Raw genomic sequence first — 25,901 nt, 5'->3', positions numbered from 1 at the left:
GCTCTTTAAAGGCTAACTAGCGGTTGCGTTAATAGCTGGTGTGGTCAACGGCTACACCATCATATTCGCTAGTATACCGCCGCACACTGGCTTTTTCTAAAACATCATACGCTCTGCCGTAGACTGCTTCCATATCCCCGTGTAGGGATACTTTTACCTCCACATTTTCTTCTGTGAGCGCATTAGCCAGCAAATCTGCGGGCACAGAGAGTTTCTTCACGGTGACCCCATCCTGTTTCCAAGTATCAAAAGCTGCTATAATCGAGTCAGCATCCCCCGTTAGGGTCACTACTGTAGAGATTTTTTTTGAGTTTCTTGCCATTGTATAATTGAGTTTGGTGATATATAAAGCGGAAAGAAGCTAACTACCTCTATTCCGCGACAATTCAGAAAAAAAGGAATAGGGCAAGACCCCATTCTTTTTTAGATAATATGACCGAAAATATCATATCGTATTAACGTAAAGCATCATTGATGCGCGCTGCCGGACTTTTCTTCATCGCTGGCTTGCTCTTGAGTATCTTGACAGCAGTAGCGTAGTCATTGGTAGCTAGCTGTATCCATGCCGTTTGGTTTCTGGCGGTAATTACCCCGCGCTCTTTACCTAAGGCGATGAAAGCTGCTACTGTGTCAGTATTCGCTGTGATCGGTGCAACCGACCGGGTTTGTGGCGCAAACACTGGGTCATAACAGGCTGCCAAATCTGCCCAGTGGGCTGCCTGAGCAGCTTTCTGCGGGGCGGATAGCTGTTTAGTAGAAGCGATCACTCCATTAACCAGCTTTGCCTTTAGGGCCTCTTGGGCATTAAACCACGTATCTACCCCTTCTTTCAACCAGTGGGCTAGTATCCACGCTTTCTCTTTCCCGGTCACCTCGGCGTACATCATCGCCAAATCTTCATTGAGGGCGTTCAGGAGTCGGCCTCGTCGGATCAGTTCGTTTCCCGTACCACTGGCAGCCCCCCGGCCTTGATGGAGCATGATGCGGCCGATGGTAGCGATCTTGCGTGTATCCGCCCCCATAATGACGGCGGACATCATACTGGCGGCAAGTCCCTCAATGACTACGGTGACGGTCAGCGAGGTGGTTTGTAGTACGTGGTACATCGCAATCCCTTCAAAGATAGAACCGCCTGGGGAATGAACCCGTAGCACAGCAGCATCAAAATTCTTTTCCAGTTCTTGGATATGCTGACCGAACCACTTGGCGTTCACCGCACTCCACTGGGCGATATTTCCGTACATCAGTACTTCCGCAGCCTCTCCTTTGGCCGCTTGAAAATCCCACAAACCTTTCACGCTCATTTTTCTAAAATTTAAGGGTATCGCCCTCGTTGTCAAACATTGATTACCGCCCAACCGCTACCCACTTTCGTAGGAGCGTTTAAAAGGTGTTTAAAATCCCACAGAATCGACGATCGCATTTTTTAGGCAGTGTTCCTTTCATTTGACCAAGCCCTCCGTAGGGAGCTTTAAAATTGCCTGTTTTGTTTTGACCTGAATTGATAAGCCAACGCAGTGCAAACGGTCTGGTAGCTAATCCCAAATTCGCTCATCAGTTTTTGCTTAACTTGATGACTGGTTAGCGACAACCCCTCGATGGTTTGGGAAGCAAGTTCCCGCTCGCGCTGCTGTATCTTTCGGTAGCGCACTTCCATGTTTTTACGCCGGGACTGTCGGTACTTCTCTTCTGAACTCCCTGGGTCGGTTGGGGTAGCTAGGTTCATCCGTATTTTTTTTGGTCTTAAAGCAAAGAGAAAGAAGTAGTGAGAGAATAGCAAGGAAAAAATCACCGGATTACGTAGATAGTGTATTTTCTGGTAAAGGCGAGCGGGATTTAGGACAATTCGGCAATTAGAGAAGAGAGGGCGTAACGAATGAGAAAGGAATGGCTTATCGCTGGGCCTGTTTTTTAGCAATGATTTTACGAACAGTAACTGGGCGTACAAAAAATTCATTAGCCAGTTTTTGAATAACGTCGCGTTTGTTACGGCGTACTTGGTGTTCGCTGTCCCAGATAAGTTTCTCATATTGCTCCCAAATATATTGGTGCTTCTTGCGCACAAGGGCGGTAGCTTCCGACCGATTTGGTATTGTGGGGTGCTCGGCTGGTATCCCATCACCCCGCCAATTGTATTTACTTATCCAATTACGAACCGTTTTTTCGTCACAACCTATCCGTGAAGCAATAACCGCGATTGGTTTACCTTGCTCAAAAAGCTGCTTGGCGTGTTGTTTTGTTTCTTTGGAATAGGCCATGTTTTCATTGGGGTTAGTAGGGAATAAAAAAGGGTTTAAGCATCCTTTATGAACACGTAAACCCTACTTTAAAAATAGCTTAGGCAACCTTGGCAGCCACCGAAATATTAAGCTCCTGTAGCATAGAGGCCACTTTTTTGTTATGCTGACTAGCCTCATTGTGCTTGCTAATTTGCTCAAACTGATTCAGTAGCTTCGGAAGCTCTTCATAAGTGTACTCATGAAGTCTCTTTTTCCGATAACCCCGCTTTAATAGGAAGTTATCGATTACCGTTCGGTTAAAGGCGTGATCCTGGGGGCTACGGGCCGGACTGATCCAGCCCAACGCATAGCAATACACAAAGACTTTACGGCGCATGATTTCAGCCGAGCGAACAGTCTTAGAAGCAAATTGGTCAAGGTGGTCAATCAGTAACCGACATTCCTGCTGGCTTAGTTGGGAGGTTCGCTCAGTTCGCCCCCTAGAAAATTCTAAGGCGAGGGAGGGCTTTTCGTCCATCAATCCCAAATCCTGGAGTAACAGGTGAAGTTTACGGTTTTGTTCTGAAGTTCTTCTTCTTTCTGACATGATTGCGGTGATTAAGTAAAAAAAATTAATAGTGATATGTTGAATCAATGACCTTACTTTAAGGGTGCATCACATGTACTAGCTGGCTGCGCCATATCTGCTGTAGGATTGTATACCCCCTTTTTCTGTAGCAGTTGTTTTAAGGTTGCTAACTCCTCTTCTAGCTTGGTAATATTCGGAGGGGTATCAAAATGAGTTGTTCGTTCCAGCACCCCCGTTTTCTCTATCGCACTCATTTGCCATATGTCTAGGCTGAATACGTGCATCAGGTTAATCAGTTGGTAAGCATAGTGCGGGTTGATAAATACATCACTGTCGTGATACTTGCAGACCTCTACAACCGCCTGGATAGCCTCTTGATAGGTAGCTACCTCCTGTACTCCGTTTATAAGTGGAATGACTACTTCGTACTGGTTTTCTTCTTGATTAAATCGAATCATCATAAATTAGTTTTGGTGAATAAATGGATTGAATTTTAAAGGTAAATGCGCTTTTTTCTTGGCTTTCAGTCGGGTTCGCTCGGCTTCCAGTTCAGCAATTTGTTTTCGTTGTAGTTGAATAATTTCTGACATAGTTTCTGAGGAGCAGCTATGTTGGTAAATGCCGGATTCAAGCATACGGACTTTTTCTTTCTCCTTCTTGATCGCTTTCTCTAATCGACGATTGGTCTTTTCTCGCTGCTGAATCGCTCGCTTATGCTGTAGCATCTTTTCATGGCAAAGCTTCGCCAAACGGAGTGCATCCTGAATATCGGGATTGGGTACTTCCTTCAACCGCTCGGTGAGTTCGGCTAAGGCTTGCGCTTTTTGGGCGTAGGTTTCTAGCTTTCGTGGTTTCATGAGTAGTTCGTTAAAGGGTGGCGATCTCTTTTTCTTTGAGTGGAGCGTTTAATAGCTGATGAAACAATATGCCATTGTACAGACTTCCGAAGTCGCGGTACTTATTCATTTCGCCAATGACAGATTCATCATGAATACCGTAGGCCATACACATATTCCGCTTTTCCTTCTTAGTGGGCACCTTGAGGTATTGCCACAGATTAATTCTACGAAAGAACTCCGATGCCCCCTGCTTTTGCTGCCGGACTAGCTTCTTGAGATACTCTTCAAAGTAAGGCATCCCAGAGAGCACCATTCCGGCATTGAACATAGTTTTGTTTCGTAGCGTATGTAGATACTGAAACATTGCTTGGCTCATTTGACCTACCTCATCAATGATTAACAGGGTATTTCTCACCGCATTAAGTTCCTCAGCAATCCGGTTCAGCATTTCATGCTTTGACCCGATGAAAGCTACACCCATTGCTTTTAGGAGCTCCTCAAAAAAGTTCTTGGGAGTCATAGTTGGACAGTACTCAATATAGTAGACCTGCTTACGTCGGGAGAATTCTTTTAGGGCTAGGGTTTTACCTAGTCCTGTATCCCCAATCAGCCCAATCATAAATTGATGAGATTTTGCCTGTTGACAGGTCTTAAAAATATCATTGAAATTGTTGGTAGTCAGGACATGAAAACTCTCCTTTTGAGAGGTAACTACCTGATTGACCTTTTGCAACATAGCAGGGCTGATGTTATCAAACTTCCCGTTGGCGACGTTGCTAATAATGGCTGTACTACATCCTACTTGTTGAGCAATGTGCCCATAACTTAGCCCAGTTTCTTGCTGATATACAACAAGTTTCTTTTGAATGTCATGTTTTTCAACTAAATTCGTCATTATTATTATTGTTTGGTTTTACAAGCATTAACAGGAGCCGCTATCCCGTCCCAGCGGCTTTTTTTATTCTTCATCCTCTTCATCAGGAATGTAAATAGACAGGTTTCTATCACCTTTGAAGGCGTTTTTGATAGCTCGCCCCTCCTTCTCCTGACGGGCTAGGATGGGTCTAGTCGCCGGACTCAGTTCCAGATCACTTTTCTCATTGATAGGTTTAATGTTGTCAGGATCAATTCCTTGAATTTCCATAAGCTCATTTCTCATGTAAATGTCCTCAGCTTGTCGGGCAACCTCTTTTCCATGAGTCATATAGTGAGAAGCATCAGGGGTAATTCTAGACACAATGCTACTTCCCAAACTTTCAATTTGCTGCTTTAGATGGTTATTATAGGCTTTGTCTTTCGCCGCTATCTTAGCCATGTAGTCCAAATCTTCTTTGGTCTGATTGGCTTTATCCCCGTGTAGATTAGGCATTTCTTTTAAGCTTGTAATCAGTCGTCTGTTAGATGGATCGAGAATAAATATTTCCGAGTAATCTTTCTCGTCGTAGCACACGATTACTTTCTGATTATTCCACTGCTGGCGGATTTCGTGAGAAGCAAAAGCCAATGGGTATTCATGCGTTATCTTTTGTCGTGTAAATACTACTTTTGAATCTCTAATTGTTTCTTCCGCCTTGAGCCAAAACAGGTTAATTAGTGTTTCATCATCTACCGGAACTACATTAGGCTTTTTTGACTCTTTAAATAGCTCATTGGGCGTTTTTCCCTTGCGCTTGGGTAAAGGGGTATTATTGTACCGCTCAATTCCCTCCATTGCCAAAAGGATAAGACCATTTCGGTCACGGACATTGCTTCGTTTGGTGTATAGCTTAAGAAGGCGTTCAGCAGGTCTACTACCCTGTCGTTTGTCTTTTGGCGACCCTCCTTTAAAGCCAAAATAATGTTTCATGCTATTCTGAAAAGTGTCGTGCCATCGCTCCAGAACTGCTTTCCTGCGTGGGTTGCTATCTACTGTCCATGTAACCTCTAGCTTATCCAGTGCATCTTTAAAATCCTTAACCTCAAAGGTTTGGTTTGCTGAATGATTATCTGAGACAATTTCGTGAGGTAAAAAACCATAGAGTTTTACTGCCATTTTAAGTGTACTGAGAAATAGCCAACGGTCACTTACCTCGTTAAAGTTGTAAGCCACAATTTTCCGGCTGTAAACATCCATTACCGTAAATAGGTACATGGTATTCCACTGACTACCATTGGTTCTTTCATCATCATAATAGAATTCTAACTTATATTCATCTACCTGATACTGGTCACCTGCATGAAGCGGTAATGCAAGTTTCAGTGTGGTGCGCGTGCTCTGATCTCTATCAAACACCTCAATAAGCTCATGATTGTTCGGAATATTCCGCACTCGCTTTACACTGGAAAGGCTTATTTCGTTAAGCTCGTAAATGCCACACAAACAATTCACTCGCTCTAGAATCTGAGAGGGTGAATACGCCTTTCCTATGGTAGAATAAAATATTATCCATTCTTCGTGTTCTTTAGTTGTTTTTCGAGAATTAGAGTTTCCTCTACCTTGATGGAGTATTGCGCCTACTACGTCCTGTTCGGCTATAGTTAACTTTCTAGATAAACTTGAATCGTTTTTGAACTTCTTATAATTAGTAATTGAAACCTGTTGGTATGCTTCAAATCTTCCTCGCACCCCCTCTTTTTTCATTACTAGTAGCTCTCGGTACAAAGCTACTTTTCTACATACCTGCTTTATTTCGTGAGAGGTCAAATCCTTACAGCGTATATCATTCATTACCTGATTCCGGTGTTTTTGCCATTTTGACACTGCCTCGTTTAAACGAAACACTTGCTCTCTAAGCTTTTGATTTTGGCCAGCTAATTTGCTCTTAGTTGCTTCAAGCTCAATTTCGGCAACAATGCTTTCCCGGTCAGGAAGTGATTCTTTTGTAGGACCAGGTATGTCTTTATATTGGATGTAGTTCTGGCTCCAACGGTTGGTACCTTTCTCACGATCCCGCCGTTGATCTTGCCTTATTGCACCATCCTCGATACCATGCCGTCGCATGTATTCTCGAGAAATATGAGGTATATCTCCTATCAAAAAGTTTTTCCCGTCCCGCATGTGCTACAAATTTTCTACCGATTGCAATTCTTTCTTCAGCTTATTGCGCTCTTTTTTATGCTGTACATAGATTTTGACAGCTGCCTTTTCGATTCGTTCGCTGTTGATCTTTCCGGCAAACCAGATACTGACCGAAGGTTTTGAGACCCCAGCCTCTTTAGCTATTTCCGATAGCTTGCCGTGTGGCAATGCGTGCTTTATCTCTTTTCGGTTAATCATAACTTTTAAGTTTTATTTATTACCTTTAACACAAAGTTAGTTAATTTTGTACTTTAAGTCAATTATTATCGATCAATAAAAAGATAATGGATAATCATTTTTCCAATAATATCAAACTGTTGAGAAAAGCCCGCAAAGCTACTCAAACCGATCTAGCAAATCTGTTAGATAAGAAGAAAAGTGCCATTAGTAGCTATGAGCACGGAAAATCTATGCCTGATATAAACGATCTTGTTAAAATTGCCGATTTTTTTGAAATCGATCTAAATACTCTAATTGCAAAAAAGTTAGATGAAAAAATACTTAACGAAATTATAGAGTATGAAAATAATGACATATTTGAAACTGCCAATGTCACGGATCGTGTCACAAATCTGTCCGGGACAAAAAAAAGTCAAAAAGTAGGCAAAGAGCAGCCTGCCTCATCGAGTAGCATGTTATTTAATAATCTATCTGACGATGAGGAGGAGAATTCTAAGATAAGGAAAGTGATGCATTTGGAAATTGAATACTGGAAAGGCAGACCCAATAAACTAGAAATACTAAAGGCTTTCTTTTATCCTGATTATAGAGATTTCAATAGAGTTCTGGAGCATATCTATGATACATATAGAATAGAGATGGCTGCGATTTTTATGGGGGTTGTTAATGGTAAAAGAACTGAAAATGAGGCTTTTACAGCAGTTGATCAAATTCTTGGAGAAGCCAAATCGATGGATGAATTACTCAAGACAATAAGTAAAGATATAAACACGCTACTTAAAAATATAATTGTTCCCTTATACCCTCATGCATATCAAGTGGTGATACAAGGAAGTACACTCGATAGCCAACAGATTGAAAAAGAATATGACTGTGCAACAATGGACGAAAAGAAGTTTTATGAGAAGTGGAGTGTATCCAAAGAAGAATGTCGGTCGAAAAATACTCCTTCCGAATAATGGAAGTCAAATAGCGTAAATGGAATTTATCCCCTCATTTTTTGCATTAAAAGTTGTCAAAAACAGCAGAAACCGGAAGAAGTTGACTTTTCGTTTGAACTCCAGCTTTTCGTCAAAAACTTTCTTATCCCCTCATAACGCTTTATCAATCAGTCACTTACACCTATAAAATAAAGAAATCAATTTTACCCCCTTATTGACCTTTCGTTTGCCCCTTAATACTATTCCATCTTAGAATCGTAGAATATAGTAGGATGTGTTGGATTTGCTGTGGTTGAAATTCTCAACTCAATAACCTTGCAATCCTATGAAACCGCGTATTAAAGTAATTGCCTACGTTATTGGGGTAATTTTATTCTTCTGGACGGGTATGACCTTCTGGGTTCAATACACGGGAGAGCAACAAATAGTAGCGGTTGGCGATGAGTCTTCTCCTAAGAAAGCTCTAATTATTTACAACCCTGACCCAATCTATAATCTAGATGAACAAGTATGCCGAAGCTTTGCGGAAGGGTTGAGCCACCACGGATTCTCGGCAAAAATTGCTACAATTGAGTTGGCCCATAAGAAAGAAGCCTATGATCTTTACGTTTTCTTTGCCAACACCTACAACTGGGCACCCGACTGGCTCATTCAGCAATTTATTCGTGATCACCCGGCACTAGAAGGCAAAATGGTAGTGGCTATTACGATGGGCGCGGGCGAAACCACTCGCTCTCAACGGAAACTGGAATCAGCGATTCTTGCCACAGACGCTCTCTTGATCGGCTCTCGAACGTACTGGCTGTTACACCCTAATAATGAAAGCCGAATGGATGAGAAAAACACCGACGTTGCCAAGGATTTAGCTCGGGCCTGGGGCGAGTCTATCGGAGAAAAACTACTATCTTAGTCGGGTTAAACCACTACCCTCATGCCTACTCTGAAACTACTATGGTTGCTCTCGCTCATCTTCAGTATCAATCTGGTAGGCTGGGCGCAAGTTACTCCGCTCCCCAATGCTCACGCCCACAACGACTATCAGCACGAACGCCCCCTACTGGATGCACTAGCCCACGGGTTTACCAGTGTAGAAGCTGACATACTACTTATTGACGGAAAGCTCTACGTAGGCCACGATAGGCCCGAAGGTTCTCACTCGCTACCTACTTTAGAAGAAGCTTATCTTGAGCCACTTCAACAACGGGTTACCCAGCAAAACGGAAAGGTTTACGCTGGATACAACGGCGATTTCTACCTAATGCTTGACTTCAAAACGGAGGCTAAATCTACTTACAATCGTCTGAAAGAAGTACTGCACCCCTACCAAGATATGCTAAGTTACACTGAAAACGATACATACCACCCAGGGGCGGTGACTATATTCTTATCCGGTAATCGTCCAATTGAGCAAGTACGGCAGGAACCTCTGCGCTGGGTAAGTATTGACGGTCGCCCCGCTGATTTAGCCCAAGGCTATTCGGCTGAATTTATGCCGGTGATCAGTCAGCATTACCGAGCTGTTATTGATTGGGATGGTAAAGAACCTCTTTCGCGTAAGCAGCTTAAAAAGCTTCGGAAAATTACCCGAACTGCTCATCAGGAAGGCAAAAAAGTGCGGTTGTGGGCTACTCCTGAGAATGCTTTAGTGTGGAAAACACTGCTGGAAGCCGAAGTAGATTTGATTAACACCGACAAACTCGCTGAGTTACAACAATTTCTGAATCAGCAGAACAGGTAACATCTTATTGATGAATCCTTAACATTCAGGTAACATCTTTTCCCAATCTCGATCCTACCTTTGTGTCAGTAGATTTGATTTTCATAATGGACGTTTGCAAAGAGCTGGGAGATATCCTTTCAGCTTTTTGTTGTTTTTAGCGACATCACTTCTCCCACCGCTAAGGCTTTTAGCTCACCCGTTAAGCGGTTCATCTCGTCAAACTCCCGCAACAGTTGCAGTGGCTCGCCCAGAGGCTCATCCGATAAATCGTATGTACCGTAGTGCATGGGTATTATCGTTTTTCCGCCCAAATCCTGAAAGGCTTGCACTGCTTCAGCCGGATTCATATGCGCCGTTTTCATTACTGAAGAAGGGCGGTACGCTCCAATGGGCAACAGGCAAATATCCGGTTTGCCCATCACCTCCCGAATTTCTTGGTAGTGAGAATCGTAGGCAGAATCGCCACCAAAGTAAATAGAAATGCCTTGATACTGAATCCAGAAGCTACCCCACAGTTGGCGGTTCAAGTCGTGCAGATAGCGGCGGTTCCAGTGCTTAGCCGGAAGAAACGTAATTTTCAAGTCACCCTTTACCACGAACTGTTGCCACCAAGCTGCCTCTTGAAACAGCACTGAACTTCGTTTTTTTCCCAGCAATTTGCTAATCTCGAGCGGAAGCAAAAAAGTCATAGCGGGGTTTTGCTCAATAAGTTGCCTAATAACCTTTTCGTCGAAATGATCGCGATGCCCGTGCGACATCAGCAGGTAGTCGATATTGCTAAGAGCCGAAATAGGGCAAGGTGGCGGTACCAGCCGTTTAATCAGTGGCAAATCGGTAAGGCAGGGATCGGTTAATAAGGTTACGCCACCAATCCGGATGAAAAAGGAAGCGTGTCCCAGCCATACAATCATGTCTTCTGAACTGTTCAGGAAGGCGGAGTTGTAAATACACTTTACCCGAAACCCGTCCTCCTTTTTTTCTTTTTTCTGCGGATTAGGCTGTAGCTGCCAACGCAGAATATCGCTAAACGCAGCAGTATCGCTAGCGTACTTGGCGTGAATAAACTGACCATTCTCGTACCACACCCCGCGCGCGTCTTTCTTAACGAAAGGTAAATTTTTATTATATCGGAAGTCTGCCATATTACATTGTAATTATCCATTCTTGGGCTCTCTTGATAACTGAATTACCAGGCAGTCCGATCTCATCGTATGAGAATGGAATCACTTCGTCTGGCTCTATTTTTTTGCCAAAGACAATGCCCTTCCGGTCAGCATAAACGGCGACTGTTAGAAAAATCATTGAACCATCACTTAATGAAAAGTTGTCATTTGCCGTTGATAGGCCACTTGTACTTTGCCCGAAACTCCTAATGTTATCTTTATTGTGAAAAGCAGTTACTACAACTTCTCCTGAACTAGCGGTTCGAGCACCAGTTAGTACAGCGATAGGATTCGAATCATGAATAAGTCTATAGGGTTGAATACTTACCTGCGTAACCGGAATGGAATCGATTCCTGATTTACCATTTATGTCAAACGCTTCATTCAAGTAATCTTTGGTCGTTACTGTATTGTTCTGTGAGCAGGAAGTAGTCACAGTGAAAATGAACAGACAAGTGATGTAGAGGTATTGCATGTGTTTTGACTTAACATTCTATACGACGCAAATTAGACGTAAACACTTCTAGAATTACCATCTTAACTAAGCATTCTGCTGTAAATCTTTCGCCTGCCCTACCCAGTTATCGCGGGAGATTCGACCGGGAAAAAATTCGATGGCTTGGTTTACCTGCTCCTTATCATCATCGGTAAAATTAGCAATTTGGGCAAAGGTATAGATACCCAGTGCGTTGAGCTTCTTCTCCAGAAACGGGCCTACCCCCTTAATTTTTTTCAAATCATCTTTCTCGGCTTTCGATGCCCGACCAATACGATCGAAATCAATCTGCTGAGCATTAGCTTTTACTCGCTCTAGGGCTTCTTCTTGCTTGGTTTTAGCCGAAACTTTAGGTGGTTTGGCTTTCGTTTCTTTTTGCTTAGGAGGAGATAGATTGGGAGCTTTGGATTTAGGAGCGTCCTGCTTTTTTGGTTTCGTCACCGGGGGCTTTTTAGTAGCTTTTAGCTGATTTTCAGCCGATTTACCCTTTTTAACTTGGGCTAACTCTCGCTCTAAACCAGCTCGCTTAGATGTGCATCGGTCCAACCTTCCTTTTATTTCTACGAATGCTCGCCGTTGTTCATCGGCCTGATGCTCACGAATAGCCACGTCAGAATTGCGAGAACGGCGCCCCAAGATAAAGCCCAAAGCTGCGGAGCCAGTTAGAAAAATCAAGATTTTGAGTAGATCAGCCATGAATTATTGGTTAGTTTAAATAAGGTGTTAAAGATATTTGATTTTATCTAATAACCATAACACTTAGAACCGTAACACTTTAGCACTAACTTATTGATTAACAACAATTTCTACCCGACGGTTTTTGCTTCGTCCTTTGGGAGTATCATTCGTGGCAACAGGCTGCCCCTCCCCCTCTGATTCGGTTTGAATTTGAGTGGGGGTAATTCCGGAGCGAGCGAGAATTTCCTTCAGGAAATCAGCTCGCTCCTGCCCGTACTGTACATTGAGCTTAGCTTCTCCTTTGTTATCCGTGTGACCTACCAAGGTAATATTTCGTTCGGGATACTGCCCTAAATATAATTTCAAATCCTGAAAGTACTGACGCAACGAATCAGATACTTGTAGTGTGGTAGAGCCAGTCTCGAAGTACAGTGCCTGAGACTGAGCCGTTAACCGCGTTTGTATTGCCTGAAGGCTATCTTCATCTAATGAATAATCGGTTCGTTTTCCCAGCACCCGAAAAGTAACACCATCTACCAACGTGTCTTGCACAAAGGTAAGGTTGATTGAAGGCACCGCCACTATTTCCATCTGCTGAGGGTTTACCCCTTGCTGCTTCAGCCAGTAGCCTACTGCTTCGCTGCGTGCTAATCCCAAATTCTTTAGTAAAGTAGTATTCTTCTCCGAGTCGTCGTACCAACCAATAATTCGGAGTACTTCATCAGAGTGTTGGTCTAAGTAGATCACTAAATCCTCTAGTGCTTGCTCAGCCTGAGGTGGTACCCGAAGGCTAGCTCCGCCCCGAGGAAAGCGCACATTCTCTACTGCCCGAATATTGGCATCGCGCCCTTGCACCACCAGTTGCCCCCGCGGGCGAGAAGCGAGACTGCTCTCATAAACCTCAGGACGGTTTGCATCGGCATCACAGTTCTCCCATATCTCACACTGCCAATAATACGCCGAGAAAGAAATCCAGCCGATCAGAAGAAAAATAAGTAGTACGTTTAGTTTCATAGCAGTTAGTCCACAGCCGATAGTCTACAGTCATTAATCATTATCCACTACTCACTAATTATTGTCAATTGTTTCACCGAACACTGTCCATCTTGTACGCATCTGAACAAAAATACAATGATCTTCGGATGAGCCTTGTTTTTTCACGAATTTTTGGGGATAATTTGCCAACGATTTTGTTGAAAATTAGTAATTTAAAAGTAACAACATATCCAAATACATTAAATGCTTTTTTTATGGGATCCATTGCTATACCCCTTCCGTCAGTTGGCGGCCACCAAGACATTGAAGTAGACATTCGTGTGAATGGACAACTTCGTCAGCAAAATTATCGAGTAGAAGTATTCTACTGGAAAGATTGTTATCACCGCCATAATCGAGCGGAATGTATCCGCGAGATTCTCAATGGGTACGATAAAGAATGGCAACTATACTACATCGGTATGCCCACTGATGACTATGTGCCCATCACCTTCATGAAGCGGAGTGCCTGAGTTATATTAGCTTTTTCTGTTTTAGCACGTCGCGCAACTCACCCATACCGGGGTTCTTCAGCCATACGTCGTCAATCTCTAGTACCGGAAACTTTAGTTGTCCGTCGTAGTGGTCGCGTACTCGCTGAGCGGCTTCTTCATTCTTCTCTACATCGTGGTAGGTAAAGTCTACCCACTCGCGTTGCAGAAAATTTCTGAAGCCACTGGTTTTCAGACACCAGTCTGCTCCGTACAAAACAGGTTGTGAATTACTCATTGAACTACACTTTTAGGAGATGACACCATTCCGGCTAACCGCTCGGCATTGGCGATAATAAACGGTGCTACGGCCATTGTTAAGATTGATACCGCTAAAAATATTTGGTAGCTATTTTCGGTAATCAGTTCGTTTTCCATACCACTTTTAGCCAAAATAAAGGAAAACTCACCAATTTGCGCTAAACCAAAACCTACCATTAGCGATGTACGAATAGAAATCTTCAGAGCACGGGCAGCCAGAAAACCACCCATAATCTTCACTAGCACAATGAACGTAAACCAGAATGCAATGGCCGCTGGCTCGTTCAGAAAAACCCGGTAGTCTAATAGCATACCCATTGAGATAAAGAAGAAACTAATGAACACGTAGCGAAACGGAAGAATGCAGGAAATGGCTAGGTGATTATAATCTGTTTCGGCAATAATGAGTCCGGCAATAAATGCTCCTAGTGCCAGCGAAAGTCCCATCTGCTGCGTGAGCAGTGTAATACCCAGCACCACCAAGATGGTAGCAATTAGAAAAACCTCCTGGTTTCGGGCTCGCATTACTTCTTTAAAAAATCGGGGAATAATAAATTTGGCCAGCACCCAAGCAACTAACGCAATACCCACTAGTTTACCAAGCATCAGCAAAATTGTCATAATTCCTCCTTCGCTCTTTCCGGCAATAATGGGGGTAAACAGCATCAGCGGCACAATAGCAATATCCTGAAACAGCAGCATTGCCAAAATAGCCTTTCCGTGCGGAGTGTTAATCTCCAATCGGTCTTGTAGTAGTTTGATTACAATAGCCGTGCTGCTGAGGGCTGTAACAAACCCCCAAAATACTGCTTCGGGTGCCTCCCGATCCATACCCAACATTAAAACGGCGGTGATGCCGATGGTAAATAGCACTTGCAATAACCCTCCCAACAGTACGTAACGCTTAATCTTCATTAAGTTACTGAAGGAAAACTCAAGACCTACGGTAAACAGCAGAAGAATAACCCCAATCTCCGCAAAGATTTCGACATCATGAGTATTCTTGAGCAAATCTAATGTGCTAGGCCCTACCAGAATACCGGTTACCAAGTAACCAATAATGTAGGGTATCTTAAGTAGGTTACACAGCATTACAACCACTACGGCTACTGCGAACAGTATAGCAATATCGGCGAGTACAGGAATTTCGGTAACAGCAGCAAGAATCATAGGTAATAAGAAGTAAGGTCGGTTATCTATTTCTCTACGAAGAATAGTTACTTAAGTGTCAAAAATTTAGCGTAAGCATGTTAATCAGACAAGGGAATAGCAACTGCAATCCGTCAGAAAGTAAACATAAGCATTACTCGGGTAATGCTCAAAAGTAAAGTAACTCATATTGGCACTGCGTACAGACCTTTGCTGATAAGTAAGAGCAAAATTACAGAGAGAGAAAATTGAAGCGTCTGGCATATCAACTATCAACAGGATCGGAGCATCCAATATACCAATCGGAAGTTTAGTCGAATAGGCTGATTTTTTTGCTTAACTTTTTCGAACAAAGAATTACACAAAATGTAGTACTACTATTATGTAGCATATAATTTTTTTGACTTCACTTATTTAACTTTTTTAACTATGAAGATTGGCATTATATCTCACTTAAAGTATCCCATTAAAGAACCCTTTGCCGGAGGATTAGAGATGCATACCTACGCCTTAGCCGATGGCTTAATCCAACGCGGATATCAGGTGCGGGTGTTTGCTACTACCGACTCTGACGATTGTTTGAATATTGACCCCATGCGTTTAAGCGCACTGGACTTTGAGTCTTACCGAGACTGTGAACCAAACGTAGAGTACTTTAGCGAACAGTTTGTGCAGGAACACCACGCATATCTCGATCTGATGGGACGCCTAGCTAATGAAGACTTTGATATTATTCAGAATAATTCGCTGAACTACATTCCGGTATCGATGGCGCACACTATTGATGCCCCGATGGTTACTACATTGCACACGCCACCCATTTCTTGGTTACAAAGCGCCGTACTGTGTGAGCGGCGTCACGGTAAAATGCATTACGTAACCGTTTCAAAGCAAAATGCTACAGCCTGGCAAGACTTCGTTCCGGTAGATCAAATTATTCATAACGGGATAAACCTTGACAAATGGAGATTTAGTGCTCGGGCTGATACGGGATTAGCAGTTTGGTTTGGCCGTATCACTCCCGAAAAAGGCACCCACTTAGCCGTGCAAGCGGCACACGAAGCAGGCTTACGGCTATGGTTAGCTGGTCCCATCTGCGATCAAAACTACTTTGACGAACACGTCATGCCCTTGCTTAATCCGCAAGATAAATATTTGGGTCACCTATCACACCGCGAGCTAATTGATGTAATTGGAATGGGAAGCGTATTTCTGTGTACGCCTTGCTGGGAAGAACCCTACGGTTTGGTAGTGGCTGAGGCTTTAGCCTGTGGCACTCCGGTGGCTGCTTTCCGAAGGGGAGCCATGTCTGAAATACTTACCGAAGATACCGGTCGGTTAGCAACCCCGAACGATATTGCTTCTTTAGCTCAAGCTGCTACCGAAGCCAAACAGCTTGATCGCAAAGCTTGCCGAAAACGCGCTGAAAACTTCTGTTCTATGCAGCATATGGTAGACCAGTACGTAGATTTATATACCAGTGTAACCCACCCAATTGAAATGATATGTCAGGCTGCCGTGTAGGTTTTTACGTGCATCATCACGGTCGGGGCCACGCCAACCGTACCCGAGAGATTGTAGCTCATTTGCGAGGGAAAGCTTTTTTGTTCGGCTCCAACCTTTCGGTCTTGGAAGATATAGCCGACCAACAGGTTGTTTGCCAGTTACTTCCGCCCGATACTAGCCCAACTGCTTCGTATGCTGAAGACTGGCCCAAAGCGTTGCACTACGCTCCGTTGGGCGTTCCTAATATTCGTAAACGAGTACACACACTGGTTGGCTTCTTTGAACAGTACCGCCTTGATTTGTTGGTAGTAGATGTATCGGTAGAAGTGGCTCTGCTGGCTCGATTGTGCAGTATTCCTACCATCTATTCCCGGCAGCATGGCTACCGTTGGGATGCAGCTCACACCGCCGCCTTTCAAAGTGCTGATTCTCTGTTAGCTCCGTATCCCCAAAGTTGGGAGGAGCCAGAAACCCCCCGGTGGATTCAAGATAAAACGTTTTATGCCGGAGGATTTAGCCGATTTGAGAATCAGAATATACCGAAAGACGATGCTAGAAAGACTGCTAACATGCCTGCTCACCAGCGGCATGTAGTGGTAATGACAGGGTTTGGTGGGGAAGATAAACCGTACCACCTTTTAGAGGAAACAGCTCGGCAGAATACACACTGGCAATGGTGGGTACTGGGACCAATACCGCCGCCAAACTCCCCACCCGATAATCTACACTATTTGGGTGTTCAATCCAACCCCTACCCTTACCTGAAAGGTGCCGATGTGGTAATTGCTTCGGCTGGAAACAATACAGTAATGGAGTTGGCTGAACTCAAAGCCCATTACATTTGCATTCCCGAAGCACGCCCCTTCGATGAGCAACTAAGCAAAGCCCGACTACTCGCCCGGAAAAATGCCGCTTTGGTACTTCCCAAGTGGTCGGATCCTAGCGTGTGGGAAGATCAGCTCAGACAAGCCCAACAAACTGATACGGAAGCTCTGTATTCTATTATTGCTGAGGGGGCAGCCCAGCGAGCAGCACAACATATAGAAGAGATAGCCCTCACCAAAGGCAGAAAGGGAAATCTGTCAGCGTTGACTAACTAAAAGCCCGCAGGGGCTTCGTGATAAGCCGCTTGAATTTCATCGGAATTAGGTTCGCGAAGTATTTCTATCGTACTTCCCCTTGCCTCCCACTGAATTAATTTCCGTTCGGTGAACTTTTGTAACCAGCCCTCCATTGGCCACGTTTGCCATTTTTCGTAGAACCGGCGGGCGTTGACCACTATATCCTGAAAATGTTGAAGCGGAGGCTGATAAACCGGATGATGCTGATGATAGCAGGTAGCTGAGCCAAGCGCAAACGGAATATTTCTCTGGCGAGCAGTAAAAGCCAAATCGGTATCTTCGGCTCCATATCCCTGGTATTGCGTATCGAACCCACCAATTTTTTCAAAATTCTGGCGGGTAATGGCAAAGTTGAGCGACCAGAATAGTTCGTATCGCTCAGTAGGTTCTACTGCGCTAGAAATGCTAGGGCGGTTGGGGTGAGGCACTCCCCACTGAGCCAGTTCGCTCGTCTGCCATCTTGCCGGAAGAGCACCTTTTGGTAAATAGCGAATTTCGCCCATTATCAGACCATCAAACTGCTGTTTTGCTTTCAGGTAATTGCCAATTAACGTAGGAGAAGGAATACAGTCTACATCTAAAAACACTAAAAAATTGTGCTGAGCTTGGTTAACACCTTCGTTGCGGGCAGCCGCCAGGGGAATTTTAGTATCAGTTGAATTTACTTGGTAGCGATATTGGGGAAAAGAAGTAGCCGGAAGTGGGTACGTGCTCTCTTCATTCATATGAATAATTACCAGTTCTTGCGGAAGAATATCAGATTGGTGAAGACCAATAATGAGATTTCCAAGATGCTGCTTCCGTCCATGCACCAAAGTGATTACACTCACTGAATTCATAAAGTAATTTTGCGCTTAATAGTGCCCTATGTAATTAGATCAATCGCCACCATGAAATGTTTGCTTCAAACTCAAAAAACGGAGAACGGAGAAAGGAATTTAAAACTGATCGCTGGTGGAACCAAAGAACGAATGAATAATGATTGATGAATCATGATTATTTGGCGTGAGACACTGTGCAGTGGACAATGAGCAATGGGTAAAGCTAAACCCCGTACATCAAACTACGCTAACACCCGAACACTTCAACTTTCTAACCCGTGCGACGATCGCCTGTAACTCAATGACTAATGACCATCGACTGTGGACTGTGGACTAAAAACGGCACAATCCAAACTACGAAAGGTCCGTTCTGAAGTAACCTTGGTACAAATCTTACATAAGTAAGAGAAGCTTCCGCATTGAATAGCAAACCACCCATTTTGGCGATCTATTCGCAGCGATTGACCAAAGAGCGTGTATGAATTCTCAAACCAACTCACTCGGCAGTACCCAAGTACAGCGCGGCTTAAACTTAGTGCTACGCGAAGGATTAGCCACTCAAAGTATGATTATTCTAACGAGTGGGGCTTTTCTAATTGCTTTTGCCTTAGAGCTTGGGGCTACTCCACTACAAATTGGGATTATTAGCTCCATTCCACTGTATTCTAATGTACTACAAATACTCTCTATTGAACTGGTGCGTCGCTGGCGTAGTCGTAAGCGGGTGGTGGTAATTGGTACGCTGGTTGGCCGAAGTGCTTACGCAGGTATTGCCCTATTACCGTTACTGCCCAACGGAGATACCCGCTTGTACCTGATGATGGTCGCCCTCGCCGTTCAGCACGGCATGGGAGCGGTTTCTAATGGGAGCTGGAGTTCTTGGATGCGCGACCTGATTCCTGATAAACAACGAGGACGGTTTCTTTCGCATCGGTTGGTGTATACTCAGATTATTTCAATAGCACTGAGTTTGGGAGTAGCATTTCTACTAGATCGCCTAAATGTTTACTACCCCGGACAAGACCTGACTATTTATGCTGCTCTGTTTATGATAGGGTCGCTAGCGGGCATCGTAGGATCATTTTTACTGGCTAAAACTCCCGAACCTATTCAGAAAGATACTCCCCAGCCACTGCTGTCACTGCTACTGCTTCCCTTTCAGCATACTAACTTTCGCCAATTAATGGCTTACATGGCTTCCTGGAATTTTGCCGTCAATATAGCTTCACCGTTTCTTACAGTTTACCTGCTGCAAACTGTAGGCTTATCTATGACCTACGTTATTGGCCTTACCACACTAAGTCAGTTGGGCAATATTGCCTTTTTCCGATTTTGGGGATACTACGCCGATCGGTTTAGCAATAAAACCATTTTGCGGGTAAGCGCCCCTTTGTATTTGTTCGCTTTATTAGGAACAGTGTACGCCACACTGCCCGAAGTTCACACGTTTACGTTGGTATGGTTAGTAATATTATTTCTACTGGCAGGCGTTGGTACGGCAGGTACCGGATTGGCATCCAGCAGCATTGGGCTGGCTCTGGCACCCCGAGAAAATTCAGTAGCTTATCTATCAGTACTTAGTCTCATCAATGCACTAGCTTCGGGCACCGCTCCTATTCTGGCGGGACTTCTAGCTAGTTATACCCAAAATTGGAATTGGACACTTTCTATTCCAATGAGTGATAGTATTATAACCCTGATTAGCTTACGACACTGGGATTTCTTGTTCGTTTTATCATTTTTATTAGGTCTGTACGCACTGTACCGCCTTCGCCTGGTTCGCGAACCCGGTGGAGTGCAGGGTCGCTTTCTGGTAAAAGTAGTGATAGCCAATATGCGACAAGAACAAAAATTACGACAGCACAAACCTTGGATATTAACCGTGCCAATTTCGGTATATGCAGTAGTAGCTAAGCCTCAAAAAAACAAAAAGGCAAAAGCTGTCTCATAATCCATGAGTTGTTAAACTACTGGCTGGTTATCAATTTTTCCTCAGCAATCAACCTTTCAACTGCACCCTGAGCCCAGGCTCTCTCATTTGGGCTAAAACACTCCAAAATGGCATCTACTCCAAGCACACTACCTTTAGATAGTCTTCCAAGAACGGCCAGTGGAATTTCATTTTTGCCTTCTGACCATTCTATGCACGCATTTCTTTTAGTATGAATACCCAACTCCGAGTGAACAGGCTCAACTAAAGAATTACTTAACAAATTCAGAATAATTGGCGAGGTGACATCTAATAATCGAGGGGGATCCAGGACGCTATTAATCATCGTATCAACGGTAATCTCATTTCCGTTTGATGACAGCTCCCAGCCGTTATTTTTCATATTTATTTCTGGATCTTGTATAAAATCCAACGTCAGAATATCTGCTTTTAACAAGGCGAGCAGTTGCTGCGTACTTTCTAAAGGCGGGCCGTACGAGTATCGCTTTATTCTTTCATCTAAACTTACAACTGAAGCAATAACTTCACCAGATAGATTTGCATGAGCAAACTTCTCGTAGAGAGTAGGTTGACAGTGACGCCATACTTGACCAATACAGTAGTCTAACGATACAGCTTCCTTACCCAGTGCCATTTGGGTAAATGCCTGCATATTCTCGTATGCCGAATTATTAACAGACTGAATTAGCGGGTGATCGATAGATTCGTCAGTAAGCCAATTGACAACAGCTTGAAAGACTTCGGCCGAAGCAATAGCTGTATTACTATTATCATCCAGGTTGCAATAAACCCGAGTAGCGATGGTACCAATTGCTTCCTTCAGAAACATATCTGAGGTAGTACCTTCTCGGTCACTGGCTGCTTTCTCAATTTTTTGAGCAAACTCCCTAATCTCATTGGCAGTAGGGGTGTATCGCTCATCAATTTGAGCATTAAGGGGCTTTGGTGCCATTGGATTTCCATCTAGCGAAAAAGCAACTATTTTTTTCGGAACATTTTCACCAGAAACAAAAGCTGACTCTAACGTTTTATCGTTTTCAATCGTAAATTTTCCTCCTCGTCCGATCGTCAAAGCTCGAACGGTATCTATCATAGCTAACCCAAACCCTCTGATACCTACTACACTGTTTTGATCAACGTGCTTTGTATTGCTTATATCTTCAGCGGGATAAGATTTTTCAAACAACAGTACGTTGGGGTTGTTTTCTTCATACTCTTTCCATTTCCGGATTTGATCCGATAGTTCAGTAGGTTGGTGACCGATTGTGAGCAGTACTTCATCAAACACGTAGCTTTCACTGTTGTAATCTTCCAAAATAATCTGCTGCTCCCGAACATTAATGTCTTTGACTGAAGTAGTTACTAAAGTAACCAAGTTATTCGCGATGAGTATATTTGCTATCGAGGAATAACGTTTTTGCAAGTAGTTACCCATTTTAGATCTGGGCGGAAACCTATCAGGTGCCTTTTCTGGCGGGCTTTGTTCCGACTCAGGTAACCACTCAGTATAGGAGGGAAAAGAGGGAATTTGAATAGAACCCATGGTCAGACTTGGCCTTCCTGGCAAATTCTTAAGAGCCCTCTCTGAAATATTAAGCCAATTTGTAGTAGGCTGTTCAGTATCCCAAATACTTCCAGAGCCAGGCAAACGGGCATTCTCAAATAATGTAAAATGTACTTTGCTTAAACTCGGGTTTTCGGAAAATAATGTAAAGAAATTTTCAAGTGCTGATAGTCCCCTTGGTCCTACACCTACAATCGCAATATGTTTCATAATTTAACTTATCAACTTGACGTGTGACTTTTTTTTGAGTGATCGCTGAGTCTAATTAAGCAGTAGGTAATGTTGAAATTTCTTGTAGTTGAGCTTTTTACACATAAAAAGGCCACTTTTATCTTGAAAAGTAGCCTTTTATTCAAATCAAACTTATTAATTAAATCGTGCGCTTAGCATTAGAGTCATGCTTCGCATCAGTACGCTTTGCTGACGTTTCGTCAACATCTACTTCTGTTTCGCGTACTTCCTCACGAATTGTTTCCTTTCGCTGATCAACATCTTTGCTAACATTGATCTCTTCAGTTACCCGCGCTTCTTTGTTTACTACTGCTTCTTCCCGATGCTCGGTCATCTCAATTTCGCCTTCCGCAAAATTGTCTAACTCAGCTGCAGTCGCTTTTCGGTCTACTGGATTCCGTTCTACATGCACATGTTCAGTACGTAACCGGAGGCTTTCTTCTACCGGACGCTCAATAATTCGGCTTCGTACACTTACTCCACCAGTTTCTACTTTACGCTTTCCTACTTGAAACTCTTCTTCAATTACCGGAATGCTTTTACTACCATCGGTATTAGTGTTCTCAGTAGAACGATACCCGGCATCACCTTCCATATCAATTGCCCCGTATTCATCTAGGATATTACGTGCTTTCTCAGCTCTATCCATTGATTGGGTGTGCACTGATACAGTTGACCCATTGCGAGCATTGGTTTTGTAATTATCTACTTTATCATCGCTACCAAATAGCGAGTCGAAGAAACCACTGATGCCGTCATCGTGGCTTTTCCTATCTGTATCGTTGTATGTGCTGTAATTACTTCCGTAATCTTCTGAGATATCTACTTGATTGCGCGCAAACCCGTTGTCGAGCAAATTATCAGATGCCTTCTGAGCTTCCTTTAAATTGTTAAAAATTCCTACTACTGTCTGTGACATAGTTTTTATCGTTTAAGGTTAAAAAAAATTAAAAAATCACGTCAGTTTGTTTTCACCAACGTTAGTGTAGTCTAAGCTTTCTCTCGTTATATCAATATCTTCCTCCTTGAGGGTAACATCTACTTTACGAGTTGTTTCGCCCTTTTTCTTGGTTACCCTAATCTCTTCTACCAAAATTATTTTCTTCTCGATAACTACTTCTTCCCGAAGTACCGGAATAGTTAGAGTATCACCCTCATGCCGGGCAGTTGGCTCTATTTCTACCATTCGCCCAACGGGAACTCGCTCTACCATAACAGTGTCCTGTTCTTCGGTAATATCCAGTTGAACATTTCGCTCATTTACGCTTTTGGCAATACGTACTTTAGCAGTATCTGCCGAGCGTTTGTCAATGACTACCTGCTCCTTTATAACTGGAATAGTATCTGTGTTAAGTTCTTCTTTAGACAACATAGTATGATAGAATATTAAAGGGTTAAAACTGAAAACAGATAACTTTTTAGCTATCAATTTCTACTTCTTCAGTTACTGTTTCTGTTTCTACTTCTTCATCAACAACCTTGTAATCACCTTGGGTGTATTCCGTATCCTTTGCTTTAGTATACTCTTCGGTCATTGTGTCGATCTTAACCGTTCTTTCTACTACTTCTTTCTCAACTTCATACTCCGTGGTTGCTCCTACGGTATCCACTTTTTCTACTACCTTCCGATTTACATCGTAAGTAGTTTCAGCTTCTACTGTATCAGTGTCAACTACAGTAGTTTCCGTACGAGTAGCAGTACTGCTTGAGCTATCGCAGGCAGCTAGGAAAAAAATGCTTGCCGCTACACAGCTCATTGATTTTAGATAATTCATCTTAAAAAATTTTCGTGGTTAAATTAATTTATTACACCACTACCATCAGAAAAACCGTGCCAACACCCTCTAATGAATTCTCAAGAATTCTCCGCAATTTTAGTGGGTAAGCAAATCAACAATCGTGACTTTATGCAACAGTACAACTTATTGATTATCAGAACATAACTAGTTATTTATAACCATTCGCATGGGATAAGTCTACTAATTTTTTTGAACGTTGCAACAAAGAAAAAAACTAGGTTAGTTACTGGCGTATTTGCTACTCGTGAAAGTGCTGAGCAGGCTTACAATTTACTATTTGAAAGTAGGAAAAGCAGGGTAAATATGATAATACCGTAATTAATATTACCTCTCACAATGGACAGAATGCGGCTGCCATTCAGGAGAGCTAAAATAGTAGAATACAGAACTATCAGTCTTGGAGTCTGCCGGAAAAATTATGACAGACTTTTTTATCACTGCTCCACTTTTTTTACTACTCCGTCTAACATACCAAGATCGAACGAAGCAGTTGCTTCCAAGTCTTGAATAACCGAAATATCACCGGAAGATTCAAGCACTGCCGACTTCACCTGGGCATAACTGCGAATGCCCTCTTGTCGCAACTTCGCCTTAAGTTCATCTTCGGTAATTCTAACCTTATTTATATTGTCGGAAATAATCTTGCCATTAAACATTATCAGTACGGGTGGATTATCCACCCACCTTTTTACAAAATTCCACTTTTGGCGAGCCTTAGCAACCAGAATTTGAAAAAGATACAGTGCAGCTAATGCTACTGTGCCTTCCACAATAGACACTTCGGCACTAGTAATAGTAGTAGCTAGAAGGGCTCCCATTGCCAAGGTAATTAGAAAGTCGAAGCTGGAGAAGTCGGAAAAGCTACGTAATCCAGCCAGCTTGCTGCCTACTACCACCACAATGTAAAACATCAAGCAGGAAAGCCCCACTCGTGCAATATTCTCGACATCATCGTAAAACCACTCGTTCATGACTGTACTTCTATCATTTCGGAACGTACTTCTAGCGAGGAAATAAATTTTTCACCGCGCATGTCTTCCCACTCCCATCCATCAGCGTAGAGATGGCCTAAGGTTAGCATCCGACGAGGTTCCAGCGACTCATACAGGGCATCTCGGGCACTTCCCTCAGTATTGAGAAGCTGAATGCCGGTGTATTCCTCAATGATATGAAACTTAGCATAAGGCGGAGGATAATCAGATTCATTAACGTGCTTCACCGTTTTCAGATAGGTGGTGAGTGCTCTTCGTATTAGCTGAAGCCCTAATTTATCGGGTCGTAAGTGCTCAGGAACATGAAATTGAAATATCGTTAGTGCCTCGTCTAAGGCAGCCAGCTTTAGCACAATATTTTCTGATGGGTTAGCATTGTGCATATGGTGTAGAATTGGGTAAGCCAAGTGATTTTGAGCGTAGGTAAAAATCATCGACGCCAAATCAGGCAATTGGTTATCAATTCCTTTAAAATTTTCGCCATTAAAGCTATTGATAACAATTTGCTCGGGCGACTCGCCTAAGCCCGCAATGTATAAACTGAGCGATCGCTTCTGGATGGCGTTAGAGACAACGGGGACTAAGTATGTAATAGACATTGTGATAGTGACTAACCCTAAGAAAGATACCAGTGCGGTAGCTACTCGCCAAAAGTTATTGCCTGGCACATAGTCGCCAATACCCAATGTTGACAAAGTGTACCCTACATGGTAGATTTTCTCAAAGAGATCGGTAGGGGTTTTGTTTTGGCCCTGTAGTACTGATTCGGGAAAGGCATGAAAAATACAAACAAAACCAGTCCAGATCATTGCAATCCAAGTGAAACTCAAGGTAAAAATAATGGCTAACCCCACGTACTGCAAACGAGCGTCTCGCCCATCTCGCCCAGCCAGCCAAAAGAAAATGCTAAAAACTGCCTGATTTATTCTTCCCGAAACCGGACCTTCCCCGGAAGGAATGTACGCCGTTACGGCAAAATCATAAATAGCAAAGCCGACCAGGGCAACTCCAATAGTAATAAGAATGATGGTAGTAAGCATAGTGAATTGTATAAAAAAATAGCAAACTCACAACGAGCTTGCTATTTTATAGATAGT

Annotated in this window: 30 protein-coding genes; 7 read left to right on the top strand and 23 right to left on the bottom strand. The window is 43.2% G+C overall.

Annotated features, from left to right (window positions below):
- Positions 1–28: 28 nt before the first annotated feature.
- The 10 genes from P0M28_RS24530 to P0M28_RS24485 all read right to left on the bottom strand — a co-directional run bounded on the left by P0M28_RS24530 (position 29) and on the right by P0M28_RS24485 (position 6,903).
- Positions 29–322, bottom strand: a complete 294-nt coding sequence (locus P0M28_RS24530; RefSeq protein ID WP_302205911.1) for a hypothetical protein — start codon at positions 320–322, stop codon at positions 29–31.
- A 133-nt stretch (positions 323–455) separates the two neighbouring features.
- A complete protein-coding gene (locus tag P0M28_RS24525) occupies positions 456–1,304 on the bottom strand; it encodes a Clp protease ClpP (RefSeq protein WP_302205909.1) in 849 nt (282 codons plus the stop codon).
- A gap of 167 nt (positions 1,305–1,471) precedes the next feature.
- A complete protein-coding gene (locus tag P0M28_RS24520; RefSeq protein ID WP_302205907.1) occupies positions 1,472–1,726 on the bottom strand; it encodes a hypothetical protein in 255 nt (84 codons plus the stop codon).
- A 166-nt stretch (positions 1,727–1,892) separates the two neighbouring features.
- Positions 1,893–2,258 carry a terminase gpP N-terminus-related DNA-binding protein gene (locus P0M28_RS24515; RefSeq protein WP_302205905.1) on the bottom strand — a complete coding sequence of 122 codons (366 nt, stop codon included), beginning with the start codon at positions 2,256–2,258 and terminating at the stop codon, positions 1,893–1,895.
- Positions 2,259–2,337: 79 nt separating this feature from the next.
- Entirely contained in the window at positions 2,338–2,826 is a 489-nt protein-coding gene (locus P0M28_RS24510) for a hypothetical protein (protein WP_302205903.1), read from the bottom strand.
- Between the two features lie 53 nt (positions 2,827–2,879).
- Entirely contained in the window at positions 2,880–3,269 is a 390-nt protein-coding gene (locus P0M28_RS24505) for a hypothetical protein (RefSeq protein WP_302205901.1), read from the bottom strand.
- 3 nt (positions 3,270–3,272) lie between these two features.
- Positions 3,273–3,665: a hypothetical protein gene (locus P0M28_RS24500; protein WP_302205899.1), complete on the bottom strand. Its 393-nt coding sequence runs from the start codon at positions 3,663–3,665 to the stop codon at positions 3,273–3,275.
- A 10-nt stretch (positions 3,666–3,675) separates the two neighbouring features.
- Positions 3,676–4,542, bottom strand: a complete 867-nt coding sequence (locus tag P0M28_RS24495; protein ID WP_302205898.1) for an AAA family ATPase — start codon at positions 4,540–4,542, stop codon at positions 3,676–3,678.
- A 63-nt stretch (positions 4,543–4,605) separates the two neighbouring features.
- Entirely contained in the window at positions 4,606–6,684 is a 2,079-nt protein-coding gene (locus P0M28_RS24490; RefSeq protein ID WP_302205896.1) for a DDE-type integrase/transposase/recombinase, read from the bottom strand.
- A gap of 3 nt (positions 6,685–6,687) precedes the next feature.
- The gene (locus tag P0M28_RS24485; protein WP_302205894.1) at positions 6,688–6,903 is read right to left on the bottom strand and encodes a hypothetical protein; all 216 of its coding nucleotides are present in this window, start codon (positions 6,901–6,903) and stop codon (positions 6,688–6,690) included.
- A gap of 86 nt (positions 6,904–6,989) precedes the next feature.
- Between P0M28_RS24485 and P0M28_RS24480 the strand changes: the two genes are divergently transcribed.
- From P0M28_RS24480 to P0M28_RS24470, 3 genes are all read left to right on the top strand, one after another.
- Positions 6,990–7,844 carry a helix-turn-helix domain-containing protein gene (locus tag P0M28_RS24480; protein WP_302205892.1) on the top strand — a complete coding sequence of 285 codons (855 nt, stop codon included), beginning with the start codon at positions 6,990–6,992 and terminating at the stop codon, positions 7,842–7,844.
- Positions 7,845–8,151: 307 nt separating this feature from the next.
- A complete protein-coding gene (locus tag P0M28_RS24475; RefSeq protein ID WP_302205891.1) occupies positions 8,152–8,736 on the top strand; it encodes a hypothetical protein in 585 nt (194 codons plus the stop codon).
- A gap of 21 nt (positions 8,737–8,757) precedes the next feature.
- On the top strand, positions 8,758–9,564 hold the full coding sequence (locus P0M28_RS24470) for a phosphatidylinositol-specific phospholipase C/glycerophosphodiester phosphodiesterase family protein (RefSeq protein WP_302205890.1): 807 nt from the start codon (positions 8,758–8,760) through the stop codon (positions 9,562–9,564).
- A gap of 119 nt (positions 9,565–9,683) precedes the next feature.
- Here P0M28_RS24470 and P0M28_RS24465 read toward each other — a convergent pair whose 3' ends face one another.
- The 4 genes from P0M28_RS24465 to P0M28_RS24450 all read right to left on the bottom strand — a co-directional run bounded on the left by P0M28_RS24465 (position 9,684) and on the right by P0M28_RS24450 (position 12,897).
- Entirely contained in the window at positions 9,684–10,688 is a 1,005-nt protein-coding gene (locus tag P0M28_RS24465; RefSeq protein WP_302205888.1) for an MBL fold metallo-hydrolase, read from the bottom strand.
- A gap of 1 nt (position 10,689) precedes the next feature.
- Positions 10,690–11,184 carry a S41 family peptidase gene (locus P0M28_RS24460; protein WP_302205887.1) on the bottom strand — a complete coding sequence of 165 codons (495 nt, stop codon included), beginning with the start codon at positions 11,182–11,184 and terminating at the stop codon, positions 10,690–10,692.
- Positions 11,185–11,250: 66 nt separating this feature from the next.
- Entirely contained in the window at positions 11,251–11,901 is a 651-nt protein-coding gene (locus P0M28_RS24455; protein WP_302205885.1) for a helix-hairpin-helix domain-containing protein, read from the bottom strand.
- A gap of 90 nt (positions 11,902–11,991) precedes the next feature.
- Positions 11,992–12,897, bottom strand: a complete 906-nt coding sequence (locus P0M28_RS24450) for an OmpA family protein (protein WP_302205884.1) — start codon at positions 12,895–12,897, stop codon at positions 11,992–11,994.
- Positions 12,898–13,133: 236 nt separating this feature from the next.
- Here P0M28_RS24450 and P0M28_RS24445 point away from each other — a divergent pair, with 236 nt between their 5' ends.
- On the top strand, positions 13,134–13,391 hold the full coding sequence (locus P0M28_RS24445; protein ID WP_302205882.1) for a hypothetical protein: 258 nt from the start codon (positions 13,134–13,136) through the stop codon (positions 13,389–13,391).
- Position 13,392: 1 nt separating this feature from the next.
- Here P0M28_RS24445 and P0M28_RS24440 read toward each other — a convergent pair whose 3' ends face one another.
- Positions 13,393–13,647, bottom strand: a complete 255-nt coding sequence (locus tag P0M28_RS24440) for a glutaredoxin family protein (protein ID WP_302205881.1) — start codon at positions 13,645–13,647, stop codon at positions 13,393–13,395.
- Positions 13,644–14,840, bottom strand: a complete 1,197-nt coding sequence (locus P0M28_RS24435; protein ID WP_302205879.1) for a cation:proton antiporter — start codon at positions 14,838–14,840, stop codon at positions 13,644–13,646. Before P0M28_RS24435 ends, P0M28_RS24440 begins: the two co-directional genes overlap by 4 nt.
- Positions 14,841–15,248: 408 nt before the next feature.
- On the opposite strand from P0M28_RS24435, the gene P0M28_RS24430 reads away from it, so the two are divergent.
- Positions 15,249–16,343 (top strand): glycosyltransferase family 4 protein, encoded by a 1,095-nt coding sequence (locus P0M28_RS24430; protein ID WP_302205878.1) that lies wholly within the window; start codon positions 15,249–15,251, stop codon positions 16,341–16,343.
- Positions 16,325–17,425: a glycosyltransferase gene (locus P0M28_RS24425; protein ID WP_302205876.1), complete on the top strand. Its 1,101-nt coding sequence runs from the start codon at positions 16,325–16,327 to the stop codon at positions 17,423–17,425. The genes P0M28_RS24430 and P0M28_RS24425 overlap by 19 nt, the downstream gene beginning before the upstream one ends.
- On the opposite strand, the gene P0M28_RS24420 is transcribed toward P0M28_RS24425, so the two are convergent.
- On the bottom strand, positions 17,422–18,285 hold the full coding sequence (locus tag P0M28_RS24420; protein WP_302205874.1) for a glycosyltransferase family 2 protein: 864 nt from the start codon (positions 18,283–18,285) through the stop codon (positions 17,422–17,424). The two genes, P0M28_RS24425 and P0M28_RS24420, sit on opposite strands and share 4 nt — an antisense overlap.
- Positions 18,286–18,745: 460 nt before the next feature.
- Between P0M28_RS24420 and P0M28_RS24415 the strand changes: the two genes are divergently transcribed.
- On the top strand, positions 18,746–20,218 hold the full coding sequence (locus P0M28_RS24415; RefSeq protein ID WP_302205872.1) for an MFS transporter: 1,473 nt from the start codon (positions 18,746–18,748) through the stop codon (positions 20,216–20,218).
- 16 nt (positions 20,219–20,234) lie between these two features.
- On the opposite strand, the gene P0M28_RS24410 is transcribed toward P0M28_RS24415, so the two are convergent.
- The 6 genes from P0M28_RS24410 to P0M28_RS24385 form a co-directional block, all read right to left on the bottom strand.
- Positions 20,235–21,992: an FAD/NAD(P)-binding protein gene (locus tag P0M28_RS24410; protein WP_302205871.1), complete on the bottom strand. Its 1,758-nt coding sequence runs from the start codon at positions 21,990–21,992 to the stop codon at positions 20,235–20,237.
- A 160-nt stretch (positions 21,993–22,152) separates the two neighbouring features.
- Positions 22,153–22,932: a YsnF/AvaK domain-containing protein gene (locus P0M28_RS24405; protein WP_302205869.1), complete on the bottom strand. Its 780-nt coding sequence runs from the start codon at positions 22,930–22,932 to the stop codon at positions 22,153–22,155.
- Positions 22,933–22,968: 36 nt separating this feature from the next.
- The gene (locus tag P0M28_RS24400) at positions 22,969–23,385 is read right to left on the bottom strand and encodes a YsnF/AvaK domain-containing protein (protein WP_302205867.1); all 417 of its coding nucleotides are present in this window, start codon (positions 23,383–23,385) and stop codon (positions 22,969–22,971) included.
- Positions 23,386–23,431: 46 nt separating this feature from the next.
- Complete coding sequence (locus tag P0M28_RS24395) at positions 23,432–23,788, bottom strand: hypothetical protein (protein WP_302205865.1); 357 nt, start codon at positions 23,786–23,788, stop codon at positions 23,432–23,434.
- Between the two features lie 458 nt (positions 23,789–24,246).
- A complete protein-coding gene (locus P0M28_RS24390) occupies positions 24,247–24,783 on the bottom strand; it encodes a DUF421 domain-containing protein (protein ID WP_302205863.1) in 537 nt (178 codons plus the stop codon).
- Positions 24,780–25,844 (bottom strand): potassium channel family protein, encoded by a 1,065-nt coding sequence (locus P0M28_RS24385; RefSeq protein ID WP_302205861.1) that lies wholly within the window; start codon positions 25,842–25,844, stop codon positions 24,780–24,782. The genes P0M28_RS24390 and P0M28_RS24385 overlap by 4 nt, the downstream gene beginning before the upstream one ends.
- Positions 25,845–25,901 lie beyond the last annotated feature (57 nt).

Source organism: Tunicatimonas pelagia (assembly GCF_030506325.1).
Taxonomy (GTDB): domain Bacteria; phylum Bacteroidota; class Bacteroidia; order Cytophagales; family Cyclobacteriaceae; genus Tunicatimonas; species Tunicatimonas pelagia.
Note: the sequence above shows the minus strand (reverse complement) of the source record. Positions and strands in the feature narration are given on the sequence as shown.